14 protein-coding genes and 2 pseudogenes are annotated in these 16,925 nt (G+C 71.2%); 5 read left to right on the top strand and 11 right to left on the bottom strand.

Translation table 11 applies throughout. The features are described from left to right. The first annotated feature begins 118 nt into the window (after positions 1–118). Together ACGFYU_RS17325 and ACGFYU_RS17330 are read left to right on the top strand one after the other, a co-directional pair. Positions 119–1,066 (top strand): zinc metalloprotease, encoded by a 948-nt coding sequence (locus ACGFYU_RS17325; RefSeq protein WP_393828266.1) that lies wholly within the window; start codon positions 119–121, stop codon positions 1,064–1,066. Positions 1,067–1,107: 41 nt separating this feature from the next. Next, positions 1,108–2,028: pseudogene (locus ACGFYU_RS17330) on the top strand (serine/threonine-protein kinase); the annotation flags it as partial. Positions 2,029–2,050: 22 nt separating this feature from the next. On the opposite strand, the gene ACGFYU_RS17335 reads toward ACGFYU_RS17330, so the two are convergent. After that, positions 2,051–2,629 (bottom strand): dienelactone hydrolase family protein, encoded by a 579-nt coding sequence (locus ACGFYU_RS17335; RefSeq protein WP_393828135.1) that lies wholly within the window; start codon positions 2,627–2,629, stop codon positions 2,051–2,053. A 63-nt stretch (positions 2,630–2,692) separates the two neighbouring features. Between ACGFYU_RS17335 and ACGFYU_RS17340 the strand changes: the two genes are divergently transcribed. Continuing rightward, on the top strand, positions 2,693–3,736 hold the full coding sequence (locus ACGFYU_RS17340) for a mechanosensitive ion channel family protein (RefSeq protein WP_393828267.1): 1,044 nt from the start codon (positions 2,693–2,695) through the stop codon (positions 3,734–3,736). A gap of 46 nt (positions 3,737–3,782) precedes the next feature. Then, a pseudogene (locus ACGFYU_RS17345) lies at positions 3,783–4,215 on the top strand (GDP-mannose 4,6-dehydratase); the annotation flags it as partial. Between the two features lie 165 nt (positions 4,216–4,380). Here ACGFYU_RS17345 and ACGFYU_RS17350 read toward each other — a convergent pair. The 5 genes from ACGFYU_RS17350 to ACGFYU_RS17370 form a co-directional block, all read right to left on the bottom strand. Next, positions 4,381–5,976 (bottom strand): Na+/H+ antiporter, encoded by a 1,596-nt coding sequence (locus tag ACGFYU_RS17350; protein ID WP_393828136.1) that lies wholly within the window; start codon positions 5,974–5,976, stop codon positions 4,381–4,383. A gap of 223 nt (positions 5,977–6,199) precedes the next feature. Continuing rightward, entirely contained in the window at positions 6,200–6,649 is a 450-nt protein-coding gene (locus tag ACGFYU_RS17355) for a GNAT family N-acetyltransferase (RefSeq protein WP_393828268.1), read from the bottom strand. Between the two features lie 17 nt (positions 6,650–6,666). Further along, a complete protein-coding gene (locus ACGFYU_RS17360; RefSeq protein ID WP_393828137.1) occupies positions 6,667–7,608 on the bottom strand; it encodes an RluA family pseudouridine synthase in 942 nt (313 codons plus the stop codon). Between the two features lie 52 nt (positions 7,609–7,660). Then, positions 7,661–8,221, bottom strand: a complete 561-nt coding sequence (gene lspA, locus ACGFYU_RS17365) for a signal peptidase II (protein WP_393828138.1) — start codon at positions 8,219–8,221, stop codon at positions 7,661–7,663. 111 nt (positions 8,222–8,332) lie between these two features. Continuing rightward, a complete protein-coding gene (locus ACGFYU_RS17370; protein WP_393828139.1) occupies positions 8,333–9,217 on the bottom strand; it encodes a TraR/DksA family transcriptional regulator in 885 nt (294 codons plus the stop codon). Between the two features lie 557 nt (positions 9,218–9,774). On the opposite strand from ACGFYU_RS17370, the gene ileS reads away from it, so the two are divergent. Next, positions 9,775–12,921: an isoleucine--tRNA ligase gene (ileS, locus tag ACGFYU_RS17375; protein WP_393828140.1), complete on the top strand. Its 3,147-nt coding sequence runs from the start codon at positions 9,775–9,777 to the stop codon at positions 12,919–12,921. A 180-nt stretch (positions 12,922–13,101) separates the two neighbouring features. Here the strand turns inward: ileS and ACGFYU_RS17380 are convergent, their stop codons facing one another. The 5 genes from ACGFYU_RS17380 to pgeF all read right to left on the bottom strand — a co-directional run bounded on the left by ACGFYU_RS17380 (position 13,102) and on the right by pgeF (position 16,925). Next, positions 13,102–14,286: a DivIVA domain-containing protein gene (locus ACGFYU_RS17380; protein WP_393828141.1), complete on the bottom strand. Its 1,185-nt coding sequence runs from the start codon at positions 14,284–14,286 to the stop codon at positions 13,102–13,104. Between the two features lie 82 nt (positions 14,287–14,368). After that, entirely contained in the window at positions 14,369–14,665 is a 297-nt protein-coding gene (locus ACGFYU_RS17385) for a YggT family protein (RefSeq protein WP_030155988.1), read from the bottom strand. A 59-nt stretch (positions 14,666–14,724) separates the two neighbouring features. Continuing rightward, positions 14,725–15,342 (bottom strand): cell division protein SepF, encoded by a 618-nt coding sequence (locus tag ACGFYU_RS17390; protein WP_393828142.1) that lies wholly within the window; start codon positions 15,340–15,342, stop codon positions 14,725–14,727. A gap of 149 nt (positions 15,343–15,491) precedes the next feature. Continuing rightward, positions 15,492–16,211 carry a YggS family pyridoxal phosphate-dependent enzyme gene (locus ACGFYU_RS17395; protein ID WP_393828143.1) on the bottom strand — a complete coding sequence of 240 codons (720 nt, stop codon included), beginning with the start codon at positions 16,209–16,211 and terminating at the stop codon, positions 15,492–15,494. Beyond that, complete coding sequence (gene pgeF, locus ACGFYU_RS17400) at positions 16,212–16,925, bottom strand: peptidoglycan editing factor PgeF (RefSeq protein WP_393828269.1); 714 nt, start codon at positions 16,923–16,925, stop codon at positions 16,212–16,214.

Below are 16,925 nucleotides of genomic sequence, written 5' to 3' on the forward strand. Positions count from 1 at the left end.
TGACATGAACCCATAAGCTTCGCGCCAACCGAGGAGATCCTTCGGCCGATAACCCCCCACGCGAGGAGCACACGTGCGCGCGATTGCCCGCATATCCCCCCTTCTTCGCCGCCGCCTCATGGGCACGGCAGTACTGGCCGGAACCCTGGCGTTCACCCCGCTCACCGCCCCCACGACGATCGCCGCCGCCAAGACCCCCGCCGAGGTGTGCGCCGAAGGGGCCACCGGAGCCGCCAACGCCCGTGTCGCCCGCCCCCAGGAGCAGCACGCGGCCGAGCCGAACGAGCTCACCGAGGCCCAGGCCAAGGCCATGGACAGCGACCTCGGCTCGAAGCTGGACAAGGCCCTCAAGAACCAGCCGCAGCGCAGCCTGCGCGCCGCCGAGGCCGTCACGAGCATCCCGGTGTACTTCCACGTGATCCACTCCGGCACCACCGGAAAGCTGACGTCCACCGACATCGGCAAGCAGATCGCGGTCCTCAACGCGGCCTACGGCGGCCAGGGCACCGGCAATGTGAACACCAACTTCCAGTTCACCCTGGCCGGGACCGACTACACGGACAACGCGTCCTGGTACAACCTGGCCGACGGCTCCCAGGCCGAGAAGGACATGAAGAACACGCTGCGCAAGGGCGGACCGGGCGCGCTGAACTTCTACACCGCCAACCTCTCCGGCGGCCTCCTCGGCTGGGCGACCTTCCCGACCTCCTACGCCTCCAGCCCCAAGATGGACGGCGTGGTCGTGCTCGACTCCTCGCTGCCCGGCGGCGCCGCCACCAACTACAACGAGGGTGACACCGCGACCCACGAGGTCGGCCACTGGATGGGGCTCTACCACACCTTCCAGGGCGGCTGCACGGGCAACGGCGACTACGTCTCGGACACCCCGGCCGAGAAGAGCGCGGCCTTCGAGTGCCCGACCGGCCGCGACAGCTGCGCCAGCAAGTCCGGCGTGGACCCGATCCACAACTTCATGGACTACACGTACGACTCCTGCATGTACCAGTTCACCGCCGGCCAGGTCGCTCGTATGACGAGCAGCTGGACCGCCTACCGCGCGGGCTGAACCACCGGGTAAGAACGGCCCCGCTCGCCTACCCTGGCGCCATGAGCGCGCCGGGGGACGTGATCGACGGACGGTTCGAGCTGATCGAAAAGCTCGGCAGCGGAGGCATGGGCACGGTCTGGCGCGCGCTGGACCGTGCCCTGCACCGCGACGTGGCCCTCAAGGAGGTCCGGGCGCCAGCCGGCCACGAGACGGGCGGGGCCGCGCGGCTGCTGCGCGAACGCGTCCTGCGCGAGGCCCGCGCCCAGGCCCGGATCAACCACCCCCACGTGGTGGCCATCCACCACATCGTGGACGAGGACCCGCACCCCTGGCTGGTCATGGAGCTGCTCCCCGGCGAGTCCCTCCAACACCGGCTGGACCGGGGCCCGCTGGACCCGGCCGAGACGGCCCGGATCGTCCGCGAGGTGCTCGCCGGACTCCGCGCCGCCCACGCCGCCGAGATCCGCCACCGGGACGTGAAACCCGCCAACGTCCTGCTGCGGAAGGACGGTTCCGCCGTCCTGACCGACTTCGGCATCGCCGCGATCCAGGACGCCCCCGCGCTGACCCCGCCCGGCGACGTCGTCGGGACCCCCGAATACCTGGCGCCGGAGCGGCTGCGGGGCGCCGATCTGCCCGCCTCCGACCTGTGGTCGCTGGGCGTGCTGCTGTACGTGTGCGTCGAGGGGGTCAGCCCGATGCGCCGGGCCACCGGCCTGGCCACGCTGGCCGCCGTCCTGGAGGACCCCGTCCCGCCACCGCTGCGGGCCGGCGCCCTGGCCCCCGTACTGGCGGACCTGCTGGTCCGCGACCCGGCGGCGCGGCCCGACCCCGAGGACCTGGACGCCCGGCTCGCCGCCGTCGCCCGCGGCGGGGCGGCCGCCCCGCCGCCCACCGTGGCGGACGCCGTACCAGGACCCCGGACCCGGACCACCGGCCGTTTCGGCCCGCCGCCGGCCCTGCCCCCGAAACCGGCGCCGCGCCCCGGTTCCTGAAGCCCGTCTAGAGGGTGTCGAGGAAGCCGATCGCGACCTTCCAGGCCTGCTCGGCGGCCTCGGCGTCGTAGTCGTCCAGCTCCGGATCGGTGAACAGGTGCCCGGCCCCCGGGTAGGTGTGGACCTCCACATCGGCACCGGCCCGCTGCATCCGCAGGTACCAGGCCGTCAGCCAGTCGTGCGTCTCGAAGGGGTCCGGGTCGGCGATGTGCAGCTGCACGGGCAGGTCGTCCACCGTGACGCCGTCCTCCAGGTCCGCCGTCCCGTGCAGGAGCAGCAGCCCGCGCGCCTTCTCGTCGGCCATCGCCAGGTGCTGCGCGACGGAGCCACCGAAGGAGAAACCGGCGTAGACCAGGCCCTGGTCGGAGTAAGGGGCGGCGGCCAGTACCGCGCGCTTGAGCAGCTCGTCACGGCCGATCTCGTCCCGGTGGGCCATGCCCTCCTCGACGGTCTCGAAGGTGCGTCCCTCGAAGAGATCCGGCACCTGGACCTGGTGCCCGGCCGCGCGCAGCCGGTCGGCCGCCGCGTGCACCGCGGGCCGCAGCCCGTACGTCGAATGGAAGAGCATGATGTTCATGCCCCCCATCGTGCCATTCGGTGAATATGGGGGGTCGCCGGGCTGCTTCCGGTTACGTTCATTGCCATGGAGATGGAGACCGTCCTGCGCCCCGTCACCGTGATCGGCGGCTCGCTGGTCGTCACCCTGATCGCCGGGTGGCTGCTGGACCTGCTGCTGCGCCGGGCCGACACCCGTCACACCGAGACCCCCCTGTGGGGTCTGCTGCGCCGCTGCGGCGTGCCGTTCCAGGTGGTGCTGTGCACCTCGCTGCTCAGCGGCTCCTACCGAGAGACGCGCATCCTCCCCGACCACTACTCCGCCATCGGCCGCTTCCTCACCCTCGTACTGATCGCCTCCGCGGCCTGGCTGGCCGTGCGGATCGCGACGGCCGCCGTCGACTCCACCTACGCGCGCTACGCCGCGGTGACCGAGGACGAGGCCCGGGTCCGCCGGGTCCGCACCCAGGTCACGCTGATCCACCGGGTGGTCACGGCGGTGGTGGTCGTGGTCGCCGCCTCGGCCATACTGCTGACCTTCCCGGCGATGCGCACGGTCGGCGCCTCGATGCTGGCCTCCGCGGGGATCCTCGGCATCGTGGCGGGCATCGCCGCCCAGGCCTCCCTGGGCAACCTGTTCGCGGGCCTCCAGATCGCCTTCGGCGACACCGTCCGCATCGGCGACACGGTGGTCGTCGACCAGGAGTGGGGCAGGGTGGAGGAGATCACCCTGACCTTCCTCACGGTCCGGACCTGGGACGAGCGGCGCATCACGATGCCGGTGTCGTACTTCACGAGCAAGCCGTACGAGAACTGGTCGCGCGGCGGCGCCCAGATGACCGGCACGGTCTTCTGGCACCTGGACCACAGCGCGCCGATCGACCTGATGCGGCAGCGGCTCCAGGAGATCCTGGAGGACATCCCGGAGTGGGACGGGAGGGGTGGCGGCCTGGCCGTGACGGACACCACACCGCACACGGTGCAGGTGCGGGCGTCGGTGACGGCGAAGGACGCGGACGACCTGTGGACGGTCCGCTGCGCGGTCCGCGAACGCCTGATCACCTGGCTGGTCACCCACCACCCGTACGCCCTCCCCCGCATCACGACGGCCGAGGCCACCCCCCGCCCGACCCCCTGACCCGGGCGCCTGCCGGTCAGAACGTCAGGCGGAACAGGGCGCCGCCGCGGCGCGCGCGGTCATCCCCACGATCCTCGCCCAGCTCCACGCGGGCTCCCGGGAGATCCGCCTCGGCTCCACCACCCCCACCCGCGACTTCACGTACGTCACGGACACGGCGGCGGGCTTCCTCGCGGCAGCCGGGTGCGACCGGGCCCTGGGCGAAGTGGTGAACCTCGGCACCGGCGAGGAAATCTCCATCGGCGCCCTGGCCCAAGCCCTGATCGAGGCCTCGGGCAAGAACGCAGAGGTAGTCGTGGACCAGTCCCGCCTGCGCCCCTCGGGCAGCGAGGTCCACCGCCTCCTCTCGGACAACTCCCGCGCCCGCGAATGGGCTGGCTGGAAGCCGGAGGTCTCCCTCTCCGAAGGCCTGAGCCGCACCTCGGACTGGATCGCGGCGAACCCTCCACCTCTTCGCCCCGGACCGCTACGCGGTGTAGAGCAGCGCGGCCGCGCACTCCTCGGCGAGGTCCTCGGCATGCGGCGGCAGCGGTTCCCCGCCCCGCAGATGGCGCACAACCACCGCGGGGGCGCCGAACATCGAAGCCCGTCCCGGACGACACCCCACCCCGCCCCGGCCCCCCACTCGCGAGGCCCGGCGGAGCCTACGGGCTCCGCAAACTCCGCACGTCCAGAAACCGCAGCACCCGGTCCACGATCTCCGGATCGGCACCGGGTTCGCTGCGCGCCGCGAGGACCTCGTGCCGAGCGGCCGACATCATCTCGCGCTGGATCCGCTGGACGTCCCGGATCCGTTCCACCCGCTGCGCGTACGCCTCCCGCCGCTCCTCGTCCACCATGTCGGGGCTGATGCGAGCCCCCACGTCATACGCCCGCCGGTACAGGGTCTCCACCAAATCCTCGGGAAGGTCCTCCACCTCCTCGATCTCCTTCAGCCTCCGCTTCGCGGCCTTCGCCGCGCGGATCGCAAGCTGCCGCTGGGTCTCCCGCTCCGCGTCCGTGTCCGCCTCCACCCCCAGCCTCCGCACCAGCCACGGCAGCGTCAGCCCCTGCACCACCAGCGTCGCCATGATCACGGCAAAGGCGACAAAAACGATCTCGTCCCGCGCGGGAAACGCCTCACCCGAATCCGTCCGAAACGGAATGGCAAGGGCCAGCGCCACCGACGCGACCCCCCGCATCCCGGCCCACCACATCACCACGCTCTCCCGCCAGCTCAGCGGGACCTCCTCATCAAAGTCGCGCCACCGGTTGTGCAGCTTCTTGGCGAGCCAGCCGGCCGGCAGCAGCCACACCAGCCGCACCCCCACCACCACCCCGATCACGGCCACGGCCCACCCGGTCATCTCCCACTCGCGCCCCGCGGCCGTACCGAAGACGTTGTGGAGCTCCAGCCCGATGAGCCCGAACGCCACCCCCGTCACCAGCACGTCGACGACCTCCCAGAAGGTGTGCCCGGCGAGCCGCCCGAGCACGTCGTCGGCGTCGTTCGCGTACTCGGCGAGGAAGAGAGCCGTGGTCAAAACAGCCAGCACCCCCGACCCCCGGAGCTCCTCGGCCACCACGTACGCCACGAACGGCACCAGCAGCGTCAGCCCGATCTGCAGGGTGGCATCGCCGAGCCGCCCCATGAGCCGATGGGCGGCCCACCCCAGCGCAAGCCCGACGGCCACGGCCACCACGGCCGACAGCACGAACTCCCCCAGCGCGTCAGGCAGCGAAAAGCTGCCGCTGACGGCAGCGGCGATGGCCACGTGATAGAGCACGATGGCGGTCACGTCATTGAAGAGCCCTTCGCCCTCCAGGATGGACACCATGCGCCGGGGCAGCCCGAGCGTCCCGGCGACGGCGGTGGCGGCGACCGGGTCGGGCGGGGCGACGAGCGCGCCGAGCGCGACGGCGGCGGCGATCGGCAGCCCCGGCACGACGGCGTGCGCGACGGCGGCCACGGCGGCGGTGGTCACGAAGACCAGCGCCACGGCCAGCAGCAGGATCGGCCGGACATTGGCCGCGAACTGCCGCCAGGAGGTGCGCTGCACGGAGGCGTACAGCAGCGGCGGCAGCACGAGCGGCAGGATGTACTCGGGCGGGATGTCGACGTTCGGCACGACCGGAACGAGCGCGAGCGCGACTCCCCCGATGGTCATCAACACGGGCGCGGGCAGCCCGAGCCGATCCCCGAGCGGCACGGTGACGACTGCGCCGAGCAGCAGCACGAACAGCAGGGCAAGCTGATCCACTCCCCCACCCTGCCAGTCCGCTGCGCTCGGCTTCGGCGGCGACGGGCCGACCTCCCCCTGTCGGACTCCGCCCGACCCCGGCGCGGCTCAAGGATCGAGGCTCCGCCCCGATCTCCAAGCCGCAGGGGCAAACCCAGCCGCAGCACAACCCAGCCCCGCCGGCGTTTGAGGCGCGGGGGTTCGGGGGCGGAGCCCCCGCAGCGGCGCCGCACCCAGGCCAGGGCTACGGCAAAGGCTTCCGCATGGCCCGGTGCGGAATGCCCGCGTCCTGGAACTCCGGGCCGTAGGCCAGGTACCCCAGCCGCTCGTAGAAGCCCAGCGCATGCGTCTGCGCACCCAGATCCACCGCCGACAACCCGAGCCGCAAAGCCTCGGCCTCGATCGCGCGGACCAGCGCCACCCCGACCCCCAGCCCCCGCGCGGCAGCGCGAACGGCCAGCCGGCCCAGCGAGCCGACGCCCGGCGAACCCGTCTTGGCCAGCGCGGCAGCGCCGTGCAGCAGTCGGCCCGTGCCGAGCGCCGCCCCGGCCGGCCCGACGGCCAGCACGTGCACCGCGTCCGCGTCATACGCGTCGTACTCGATCGACTCCGGCACGGACTGCTCGGCCACGAACACCTCGGCCCGCACCGCGAAGCAGGCCGCCCGGTCGGCGTCCCCCTCCGCCACTCTCACAGTGACGGTGAGAGCCGTCACTCGCTCTCCGCCCGGATGACGTCCAGCGCGTGCTGCAGGTCCGCCGGGTAGTTGCTCTCGAACTCCACCCACTGCCCGTCGGCCGGGTGCTCGAAGCCCAGCCGCACCGCGTGCAGCCACTGCCGGGTCAGCCCCAGCCGCTTCGCCACCGTCGGGTCGGCCCCGTACGTGAGGTCGCCGACGCACGGGTGGCGGTGCGCGGACATGTGCACGCGGATCTGGTGCGTACGCCCGGTCTCCAGCTTGATGTCCAGCAGCGAGGCGGCCCGGAAGGCCTCGATCAGGTCGTAGTGCGTGACCGACGCCTTGCCGTCCTGCGTCACGGCCCACTTGTAGTCCGCGCTCGGGTGGCGCCCGATCGGCGCGTCGATCGTGCCGCTCATCGGGTCCGGGTGCCCCTGCACCAGCGCGTGGTAGCGCTTGTCGACGACCCGCTCGCGGAACTGGTTCTTCAGCGAGGTGTACGCGCGCTCCGACTTCGCGACGGCCATCAGGCCGGACGTGCCGACGTCGAGGCGGTGCACGATGCCCTGGCGCTCGGACGCGCCGGAGGTGGAGATCCGGTAGCCGGCGGCGGCGAGGCCGCCGATGACGGTGGTGCCGGTCCAGCCGGGGCTCGGGTGGGCGGCGACGCCCACCGGCTTCATGATGACGACGATGTCGTCGTCATCATGGACGATCTCCATGCCGGGGACGGGCTCGGCCACGACCTCGACCGGCCTCGGCGGCGCGGGCATCTCGACCTCGAGCCAGGCACCGCCATGGACGCGCTCGGACTTCCCGACGACGCTGCCGTCGACCGTCACCTTTCCCGCAGCCGCGATCTCGGCCGCCTTCGTCCGGGAAAATCCGAACATGCGGGCGATGGCGGCGTCGACGCGCTCGCCCTCGAGGCCATCGGGAACGGGCAGGGTGCGGATCTCGGGAATCGTACTCACCTGTCGAGTATGCAGGACTCGGCAGAAGACCATTCCCGCGATCAGTCCGCGATCAGTCCTTGTGGACGGTCCCGTCCGGGTCCAGACCCTTGAAGGACAGCAGGACGATCAGGATGCCGCCGCACACGATCGCCGAGTCGGCCAGGTTGAAGACGGCGAAGTGGGCCGGCGCAATGAAGTCCACGACCGCCCCCTGGAACACGCCGGGCGAGCGGAAGATCCGGTCGGTCAGATTGCCCAGCGCCCCGCCGAGCAGCAGGCCCAGCGCGATGGCCCACGGCAGGCTGTAGAGCTTGCGGGCGAGCCGGACGATCACCACGATCACGGTGGCAGCGATGCAGGTGAAGATGATCGTGAAGGCCTCGCCGATGCCGAAGGCGGCGCCGGGGTTGCGGACCGCCTCGAACTTCAGCAGATCGCCGATGATCTCGATCGGGGGCTGGTGCTCCAGCTTCGCCACGACCAGCATCTTGCTGCCGAGGTCCAGCAGGTAGGCGAGGACCGCCACGACGAGCAGCGCCACGATCCGCCGATGCCCCTTGGGCTCGGCGGACTCCGGCTGGGCTTCGTCCCCGACCTCCGGCGTACCGATGATGCGCTCCGCCTCTGCCACGTCAGTCCCTCGAACTCGTTCGAACCAGGCTCCTCCTGGACCCTGACGAGACACGAGAGTACGTCAGGGTCCCCGTTCAAGGGATGTCCGCCGGCCGTCGGCCGGTGCCGACTAGTGCCGGCGCTCCTGCTTCTGCTTGCAGTCCACGCACAGCGTGGCCCGCGGGAAGGCCTGCATCCGCGCCTTGCCGATGGGCTGCCCGCAGTTCTCGCAGAGCCCGTACGTGCCCGCCTCCAGCCGTTCCAGGGCCCGCTCGGTCTGCTCCAGCATCGAGCTGGCGTTCGCCGCGAGGGCCAGCTCGGACTCCCGGGTGATGTTCTTGGTGCCCGTATCGGCCTGGTCGTCGCCCGCGCCGTCGCCGGAGTCCCGCATCAGGTCCGTGATGGCGGTCTCCGATGCGTCCAGCTCCATGCGCAGCCGCAGGACCTCCGAGGACAGCTCCGCACGGGCCTCCGCGACCTCCTCGGCCGTCCAGGGGTCCTCTCCGGGCCGTACGGCGAGTTCTCCGGGCGTGAGGGCCGCCGTGGCGCGCGCCTTGGGCAGCCCGCTGGTGGCGGCCGCCGCCGTCTTCCTCGCCGTACCGGTGCTCTTCTTGGCAACCACTTTGCGGACTCCCGTCTTCTTCGCGGCCTGCGCCGCCCCCTCGGCCACGGCCTTCTTGGCCGGGGTCTTCCTCGCGGTCGCCTTCTTGGCCGGCGCCTTCGCGGCGGTCGCCTTCCTGGCCGGCGCCTTGGTCGCGGCAGCCTTCTTCCCGGCTGTCCCGACAGCGGTCGCCTTCTTGGCCGCGGCCGGGGCCGGAACCGCGTCCACGGCCGCCGTCGCGGCCGCCGTGGCGGCCGCCGTGGCCTTCCCGGGCGCCTTCCCCGCGGCCTTCGCTGCGCCCTTCGCCGTGCCCCTCGGCGTGCCCTTCTCGGCAGCCTTGACGGCCTTCTGCGCAGTACTCCCGGCGGTCTTCTTCGCCACCATGGCCGCGGCCCCTTCACATACTGTGATCATTGCTCGCGAATCGTGCCGGAACGATAAATCGACTCCAGTCCCACGGCAACGGGGCACGCATCCGTCGAGGCCAACCTGCATCCGTTGTGCCCATCAGGAGCCCCGGTAATCCGCCCCACCCGCCCCACTGGATTCCGTACGGGCGCATCGGACCATCCGGGTCACGCGCCGCCCGCCCCGCGCACCCCGCCACGCCGGGCCGGCGGGCCCGCCACGGGCCCCCGTAAACCGGTCTGCCTCGTGCCGCCCGGGCCCGTACACTGGCCCCAGCGAGAGGCATGGATGGGGACGAGTAGCGTCGGACGCAGCCAGGAGCGACCCGGGGACGGTGAGAGCCCGGGGGCGAGCGCGATGCGAAGGATCACCCCGGAGCCGCCGGAAGAAAGCCGCACGGGCCCGCACGGGTCCCCGTAGGGCCAGTAGAACCGGCTTCGCACCCCAATGAGGGGGCCACCGGACGCGTCCGGAGGCCAAGGAGGGTGGTACCGCGGGAGCAGCAGTCGGCTCTCGTCCCTCCGGACGGAAGTGACACCCCGCCGGAGGAAGAGTTCAGCCTCATGACCACACCGCCGCAGTACCGCCCGGTCCCCGCCCAGGTCGACCTGCCTGCCCTGGAGCACGCCGTCCTCGACTTCTGGCGCGAGAGCAAGACCTTCGCCAAGACCCTGGAGCAGTCCGAGGGCCGCCCCGAGTGGGTCTTCTACGAGGGCCCGCCGACCGCGAACGGCATGCCCGGCGCGCACCACATCGAGGCCCGCGTCTTCAAGGACGTCTTCCCCCGCTTCCGCACCATGCGCGGCTACCACGTGGCCCGCAAGGCCGGCTGGGACTGCCACGGCCTGCCCGTCGAGCTCGCCGTCGAGAAGGAGCTCGGCTTCAACGGCAAGCAGGACATCGAGGCGTACGGCATCGCCGAGTTCAACGCGAAGTGCCGCGAGTCCGTGACCCGCCACACCGACGCGTTCACCGAGCTCACGACCCGGATGGGCTACTGGGTCGACCTGGACGACGCCTACCGGACCATGGACCCCGAGTACGTCGAGTCCGTGTGGTGGTCGCTGAAGGAGATCTTCAAGAAGGGCCTGCTCACCCAGGACCACCGCGTCGCCCCCTGGTGCCCGCGCTGCGGCACCGGCCTCTCGGACCACGAGCTCGCCCAGGGCTACGAGACGGTCGTCGACCCCTCGGTCTTCGTCCGCTTCCCGCTGACCTCCGGCCCGCTGGCCGGCGAGGCGGCCCTCCTGGTCTGGACGACGACCCCCTGGACCCTGGTCTCCAACACGGCCGTGGCCGCGCACCCGGAGGTCACGTACGTCGTCGCCACGAACGGCGAGGAGAACCTCGTAGTCGCCCAGCCGCTGCTGGAGAAGGCCCTCGGCGAGGGCTGGGAGGCCACCGGCCGGACCTTCACCGGCAAGGAGATGGAGCGCTGGACGTACGAGCGCCCGTTCTCCCTCGTGGAATTCCCGGAGCCCGCCCACTACGTCGTCAACGCCGAGTACGTCACGACCGAGGACGGCACCGGTCTGGTCCACCAGTCCCCCGCCTTCGGCGCCGACGACCTCGCGGTCTGCCGCGCCTACGGCCTGCCGGTCGTGAACCCGGTCCGCCCCGACGGCACCTTCGAGGAGGAGGTCCCGCTCGTCGGCGGCGTCTTCTTCAAGAAGGCCGACGAGAAGCTGACCGCCGACCTCGACGCCCGCGGCCTGCTCTTCAAGCACATCGCCTACGAGCACAGCTACCCGCACTGCTGGCGCTGCCACACGGCCCTGCTCTACTACGCGCAGCCGTCCTGGTACATCCGCACCACCGCCGTCAAGGACGCGATGCTGCGGGAAAACGAGAAGACGAACTGGTTCCCGGACTCGGTCAAGCAGGGCCGCTTCGGCGACTGGCTGAACAACAACATCGACTGGGCCCTGTCCCGCAACCGCTACTGGGGCACCCCGCTGCCGATCTGGCGCTGTGAGGAGAACCACCTCACCTGCGTCGGCTCCCGCGCGGAGCTGAGCGAGCTGTCCGGGCAGGACCACTCGAACCTGGACCCGCACCGCCCGTACATCGACGACGTGACCTTCACGTGCACGGCCGAGGGCTGCTCCCTTGAGGCCGTCCGCGTGCCGGAGGTCATCGACGCCTGGTACGACTCGGGCTCGATGCCGTTCGCGCAGTGGGGCTACCCGTACAAGAACAAGGAGATCTTCGAGAAGCGCTACCCGGCGCAGTTCATCTCGGAGGCCATCGACCAGACCCGCGGCTGGTTCTACACGCTGATGGCGGTCGGCACCCTCGTCTTCGACAAGTCCTCGTACGAGAACGTGGTCTGCCTGGGCCACATCCTCGCCGAGGACGGCCGCAAGATGTCCAAGCACCTGGGCAACATCCTCCAGCCGATCCCGCTCATGGACCAGCACGGCGCGGACGCGGTGCGCTGGTTCATGGCGGCCGGCGGCTCCCCGTGGGCGGCGCGGCGCGTCGGCCACGGCACGATCCAGGAGGTCGTCCGCAAGACCCTCCTCACGTACTGGAACACGGTCGCCTTCCAGGCCCTGTACGCCCGTACGTCGAACTGGGCCCCGTCGGCCTCCGACCCGGCGCCGGCGGACCGCACGGTGCTGGACCGCTGGCTGCTCTCGGAGCTCCACACCCTCGTCGACGACGTCACGGACGCGATGGAGGCCTACGACACCCAGCGTGCGGGCAAGCTGCTCTCCTCCTTCGTGGACGACCTCTCCAACTGGTACGTCCGCCGCTCGCGCCGCCGCTTCTGGCAGGGCGACGCGGCCGCGCTGCGCACGCTGCACGACGTGGTCGAGACGGTCACCCGCCTGATGGCCCCGCTGACCCCCTTCATCACGGAGCGGGTATGGCAGGACATGATCGTCCCGGTCACCCCGGAGGCCCCGGAGTCCGTCCACCTGTCCTCGTGGCCGGAGGCGGACGCGTCCCAGGTGGACGGCACCCTGTCCCAGCAGATGCTGCTGGTGCGCAGGCTGGTCGAGCTGGGCCGGGCCACGCGTGCGGAGTCGGGCGTCAAGACCCGCCAGCCGCTATCCCGGGCCCTGGTCGGCGCGGTGGGCTTCGACGCGCTCTCCCCCGAGCTCCAGTCCCAGATCACGGAGGAGCTGAACGTCTCCTCCCTGGCCTCCCTCTCGGAGGTCGGCGGATCGCTGGTGGACACGACGGCGAAGGCGAACTTCCGGGCGCTGGGCAAGCGCTTCGGCAAGGGCGTGCAGGACGTCGCGAAGGCGGTCGCCGCCGCCGACGCGGCCGCGCTCTCGCTGGCCCTGCGCTCCGGCTCCGCGACCGTCTCGCTGAACGGCGAGGAGATCTCCCTCTCCCCGGAGGAGGTCATCATCACGGAGACCCCGCGCGAGGGCTGGTCGGTGGCGTCCGACTCGGGCGCGACCGTCGCCCTGGACCTGGAGATCACCCCGGAGCTGCGGCTGGCCGGGCTGGCCCGTGACGCGATCCGCCTGATCCAGGAGGCCCGGAAGAACTCCGGCCTCGATGTCGCCGACCGCATCGCGCTGCGGTGGTCCTCGGACTCCGAGGAGGTCGTCACGGCCCTGACGGACCACGCGGCCCTGATCGCGGACGAGGTCCTGTCCACGGACTTCGCCTCCGGCGACGCCGACGCCACGTACGGTGACCCGTTCACGGACGAGTCCCTGTCCCTGACCTTCCGCCTCCGCAAGGCGTAACCGGAACCCTGCGGCCCGTACCCCTCGCCAGAGGGGTGCGGGCCGCTTCCTTTTCCCCCACCCCGCCCCTTCCCGAAACTTGGGGCTCCGCGCCCGGGTACGGGAACGGGCCGGGCCCGGTGCCCCCGCAGGGGAACCGGGCCCGGCCCGTGAAGTGACTGCCGACAAGCGCGGCGGCGCTTAGTTGTCGTCCTCGTCGATCAGGAAGCCCCGCATCGGCGACGGCGCCTGCATCGGCTGCGGCGCAGCCGGCCGCACCGGAGCCATCGGCTGGGTCATCGCCGGGGACATCTGCTGCTGGCCGCCGTACGACGGGCCTCCGCCCATCGGGGAGGGACCGCCCATGGGCGACGGGCCGCCCATAGAGGGACCGCCCATGGAGTGGCCCATGGCACCGGCCGGAGCCATCGAGGGCGACGGCGACGGCGGCAGCGCGGGACCGGCCGGGTTGCGCGGCGGGGCCAGCGAGTCGTCGGCCTGGGTCTCCAGCTGACGCAGCTGCGACTCCAGGTAGGACTTCAGTCGCGTACGGTACTCACGCTCGAAGCCCCGCAGGTCCTCGACCTTGCGCTCCAGCGTGGCGCGGGCGGACTCCAGGGAGCCCATCGCGACGCGGTGCTTCTCCTGCGCGTCCCGCTCCAGCGCGTCGGCCTTGGCACGGGCGTCCCGCTCCAGGCCCTCGGCGCGCGAACGGGCCTCGCCGACGATCTTGTTGGCCTCGGAGCGGGCCTCCGCGATCGCCTGGTCGGCCGTCTGCTGCGCCAGCGACAGGACGCGGGCGGCACTGTCGCCACCGGGGCCCTGCTGCGGAAGCTGCTGCGGCTGCTGCTGGTGCATCGGCTGACCCATGGGCTGCATCTGCTGCCCCATCGGCTGCATCTGCTGGCCCATGGGCTGCATCTGCTGGCCGAGCGGGTTCTGGCCGCCCATCGACTGCTGCTGGCCCATGCCCTGCGGTCCACCCATGGGGTGCTGCTGCATGGGGCCGCCCATCGGGCCCGGACCCTGCGGTCCGTGTCCGCCGGGGCCGGCCGGGAGCTGCGGCGCGCCGCCCGGCAGCTGGGGCGGGCCCATCTGGGGCTGCTGCTGCTGCGGCGGGCCGGATATGGCCGCGGGCACGGGGGCACCCGGGCCGCGCTGGTCCTGGGGCTCCGGCTTGCGCATGCCCTGCTGCTGCTGGTTCTGCGCGGCGGCACGCGTGGCGGCAGCCAGCTTGGCGCGCAGGTCCTCGTTCTCGCGCAGCAGGCGCGTCAGCTCGGACTCGACCTCGTCGAGGAAGGCATCGACCTCGTCCTCGTCATAGCCTTCTCGCAGGCGGACGGTCGTGAACTGCTTGTTCCGCACGTCCTCGGGAGTCAGCGGCATGTCTTCTTCACCTCTACGTAGTCGTCGGCAGTCGGCAAGACCGTATCGGGACTGTCCCCGCGCCTGCGGGGAAGCTCATCGTTCACACGCTTCTCGCAGCGGTGCTCACGAAACTGATGAGGATGTAAACGATGATCATCAGAACGAAGAAGGACAGGTCGAGTGCCACGCCCCCGAGACGCAACGGCGGGATGAATCGCCGGAGAAGCTTGAGCGGTGGATCGGTGACAGTGTAGGTGGCCTCCAGAACGACCACCATGGCCTTGCCGGGCGTCCACGACCGTGCGAACTGGAACACGTAGTCCATGACCAGTCGGAAGATCAGCACGATGAGGAAGCACATCAGCGCGATGTAGACGACCTGCAGTGCGACACCCATCCCGCGCTTCCCTCTCCCCGTTCTCGCTCTGTTCCCGGTCCCGTGTCTGACGGATCGGTCTAGCTTTGGTTGAAGAACCCGCCCTCCGCGATGCGGGCCTTGTCCTCCGCCGTGACATCGACGTTAGCAGGCGACAGCAGGAACACCTTCTGTGTCACGCGTTCAATACTGCCGTGCAGACCGAAGACAAGACCGGCGGCGAAGTCCACGAGACGCTTCGCGTCCGTGTCGTCCATCTCCGTGAGGTTCATGATCACCGGAGTGCCCTCACGGAAGTGTTCCCCGATGGTACGGGCCTCGTTGTAGGTCCGGGGGTGCAGCGTCGTGATGCGGTACGGCTCCCGCTCGGAGACGACCTTGGGCATGATCACGGGGGCGTTCTTCTCCAGGTTCGTGCGATCAGGTGTGATGGATGCCACGGGGGCGATTCGCGCAGGACGTCCGCTTTCCACCGGAATTGGGATAGGTTCGCGCTGCGCCGGGGGCTGTGCGGCTCGTACCGGTTCGTCCGTTACAGGCGATTGGTGCACGGGCTGCTGTCGGCGGTCTCGGTCCCGGGCCCGCTCCGGTTCCGGCTCGGGCTCGAACTCGTCGTCGGGGTCGTACCCCGGGTTGTCGTACCGGTCGTCCTCCACGAGGCCGAGGTAGACCGCCATCTTGCGCATCGCGCCGGCCATTCTCTGAGTCCTCCGCTCTGTGGTGGATCGCCCTGTCGCAGGTGCCGCCGTGTCACGAATGTCACCAACTACCCGCGATCCACGTGGTCTGCCCGCTCATCAGCGGGAATGACCATATTTTCTGCTGTGGTCCGACTTTCTTCGCGACGTTACCCGAGCCGGGGTCTCGCGCCGAGTACCGCAGTGCCGACGCGTACATGTGTCGCACCGGCCGCAACGGCCTGTTCCAGGTCCGAGCTCATCCCGGCCGACACCATCGTGGCAGCCGGATGGTCCGCGCGCAGGCGGGATGACAATTCCACCAGCCGCTCGAAGGCGGCCTGTTCGCGTCCCGCGTAGGGGCCGGACAGCGGAGCGACCGTCATCAGACCGTCGATCCGCAGCCCCGGCGCCCGGGCGACGAGGTCCGCCAACTCGGCGAGCTGCTCGGGCGCCGCGCCGCCCCGGGTCCCCCGCTCGCCCGACTCGGCGTCGAGGGCGATCTGCACGAGGCAGCCGAGTTCCCGGCCGGCGCTCACAGCGGCGGCCGAAAGGGCGGTCACGAGCCTGGAGCGGTCGACCGACTGCACCACGTGCGCGTATCCCGCCACGGAACGGACTTTGTTCGTCTGCAACTGGCCGACGAAGTGCCAGCTGAGCGGCAGATCCGCGCAGGCCGCCGCCTTGGGGGCGGCATCCTGGTCGCGATTCTCCGCAACATGACGGACACCCAGCTCCGCCAGCAGTCGTACGTCGCTCGCGGGATAGGTCTTGGTGACCACGATGAGCGTCACCTCTTCCCGCTTGCGTCCCGCGGCCGCGCAGGCGGACGAGATGCGTTCCTCCACCCGCGCCAGGTTCTCCGCGAGTTCCGACTTACGGTCCGTCATTTACTGTTCCAACCAGACATATCCGGCAAGCCGCCCGGTCACCCGGTCGCGGCGGTACGAGAAGTGGTCCCGCGACTCCAGTGTGCAGACCGGGGAGCGGCGGACATCCACCACCCCCGCCTCCGCGAGCTGGGCGTGCACTCCGGCGACCACGTCGACGGCCGGTGTCCCCCAGCTCGTCTCGGCCCGCGCGGCCGGCACCGCCGCCGACACCGCGTCCCGCATCTCGGCCGGCACCTCGTAGCACCGCCCGCAGACGGCGGGTCCGGTCCGGGCGACGATCCGCCCGGGCTCGGCCCCGAGGGCGACCATCGCCTCGACGGCCGCCGGGACCACCCCGGCCACCAGCCCCGGCCGCCCGGCGTGGGCGGCGCCCGCGACCCCGGCGACGGGGTCGGCGAGCAGGACCGGCGTGCAGTCGGCGGTGAGCACGGCGAGGGCGAGCCCCCGACGGGCGGTCACCACCGCGTCCACGGCGGGGATCTCCCCGAGATCTCCCCAAGGTCCGTCGACCACCGCCACGTCCCGGCCGTGCACCTGGTTCATCCAGACCACCAGGGCCGGGTCGATTCCCAGCGACTTCGCGGCGAGCTCCCGGTTCGCGCGAACGGCGGCCGGGTCGTCTCCGACCGCGCCGCCGAGGTTGAGCTCTTCGTACGGAACGGCGCTCACTCCGCCCCACCGGTCGGTGAAGGCGAAGTGGGCGCCGCCCAC

Origin of the sequence: Streptomyces sp. NPDC048337 (assembly GCF_043201175.1) — a bacterium.
In the GTDB taxonomy this organism is placed as follows: Bacteria; Actinomycetota; Actinomycetes; order Streptomycetales; family Streptomycetaceae; genus Streptomyces.

Excerpts from the sequence above, each read along its gene's own strand:
- ACGFYU_RS17340 (WP_393828267.1), top strand. The coding sequence starts at position 2,693 with ATGGAGACCGTCCTGCGCCCCGTCACCGTGATCGGCGGCTCGCTGGTC.
- ileS (WP_393828140.1), top strand. The coding sequence starts at position 9,775 with ATGACCACACCGCCGCAGTACCGCCCGGTCCCCGCCCAGGTCGACCTG.
- ACGFYU_RS17325 (WP_393828266.1), top strand. The coding sequence starts at position 119 with ATGGGCACGGCAGTACTGGCCGGAACCCTGGCGTTCACCCCGCTCACC.
- ACGFYU_RS17395 (WP_393828143.1), bottom strand. The coding sequence starts at position 16,211 with ATGACGGACCGTAAGTCGGAACTCGCGGAGAACCTGGCGCGGGTGGAG.
- ACGFYU_RS17390 (WP_393828142.1), bottom strand. The coding sequence starts at position 15,342 with ATGGCCGGCGCGATGCGCAAGATGGCGGTCTACCTCGGCCTCGTGGAG.
- ACGFYU_RS17370 (WP_393828139.1), bottom strand. The coding sequence starts at position 9,217 with ATGATCACAGTATGTGAAGGGGCCGCGGCCATGGTGGCGAAGAAGACC.
- ACGFYU_RS17385 (WP_030155988.1), bottom strand. The coding sequence starts at position 14,665 with ATGGGTGTCGCACTGCAGGTCGTCTACATCGCGCTGATGTGCTTCCTC.
- ACGFYU_RS17335 (WP_393828135.1), bottom strand. The coding sequence starts at position 2,629 with ATGGGGGGCATGAACATCATGCTCTTCCATTCGACGTACGGGCTGCGG.
- ACGFYU_RS17380 (WP_393828141.1), bottom strand. The coding sequence starts at position 14,286 with ATGCCGCTGACTCCCGAGGACGTGCGGAACAAGCAGTTCACGACCGTC.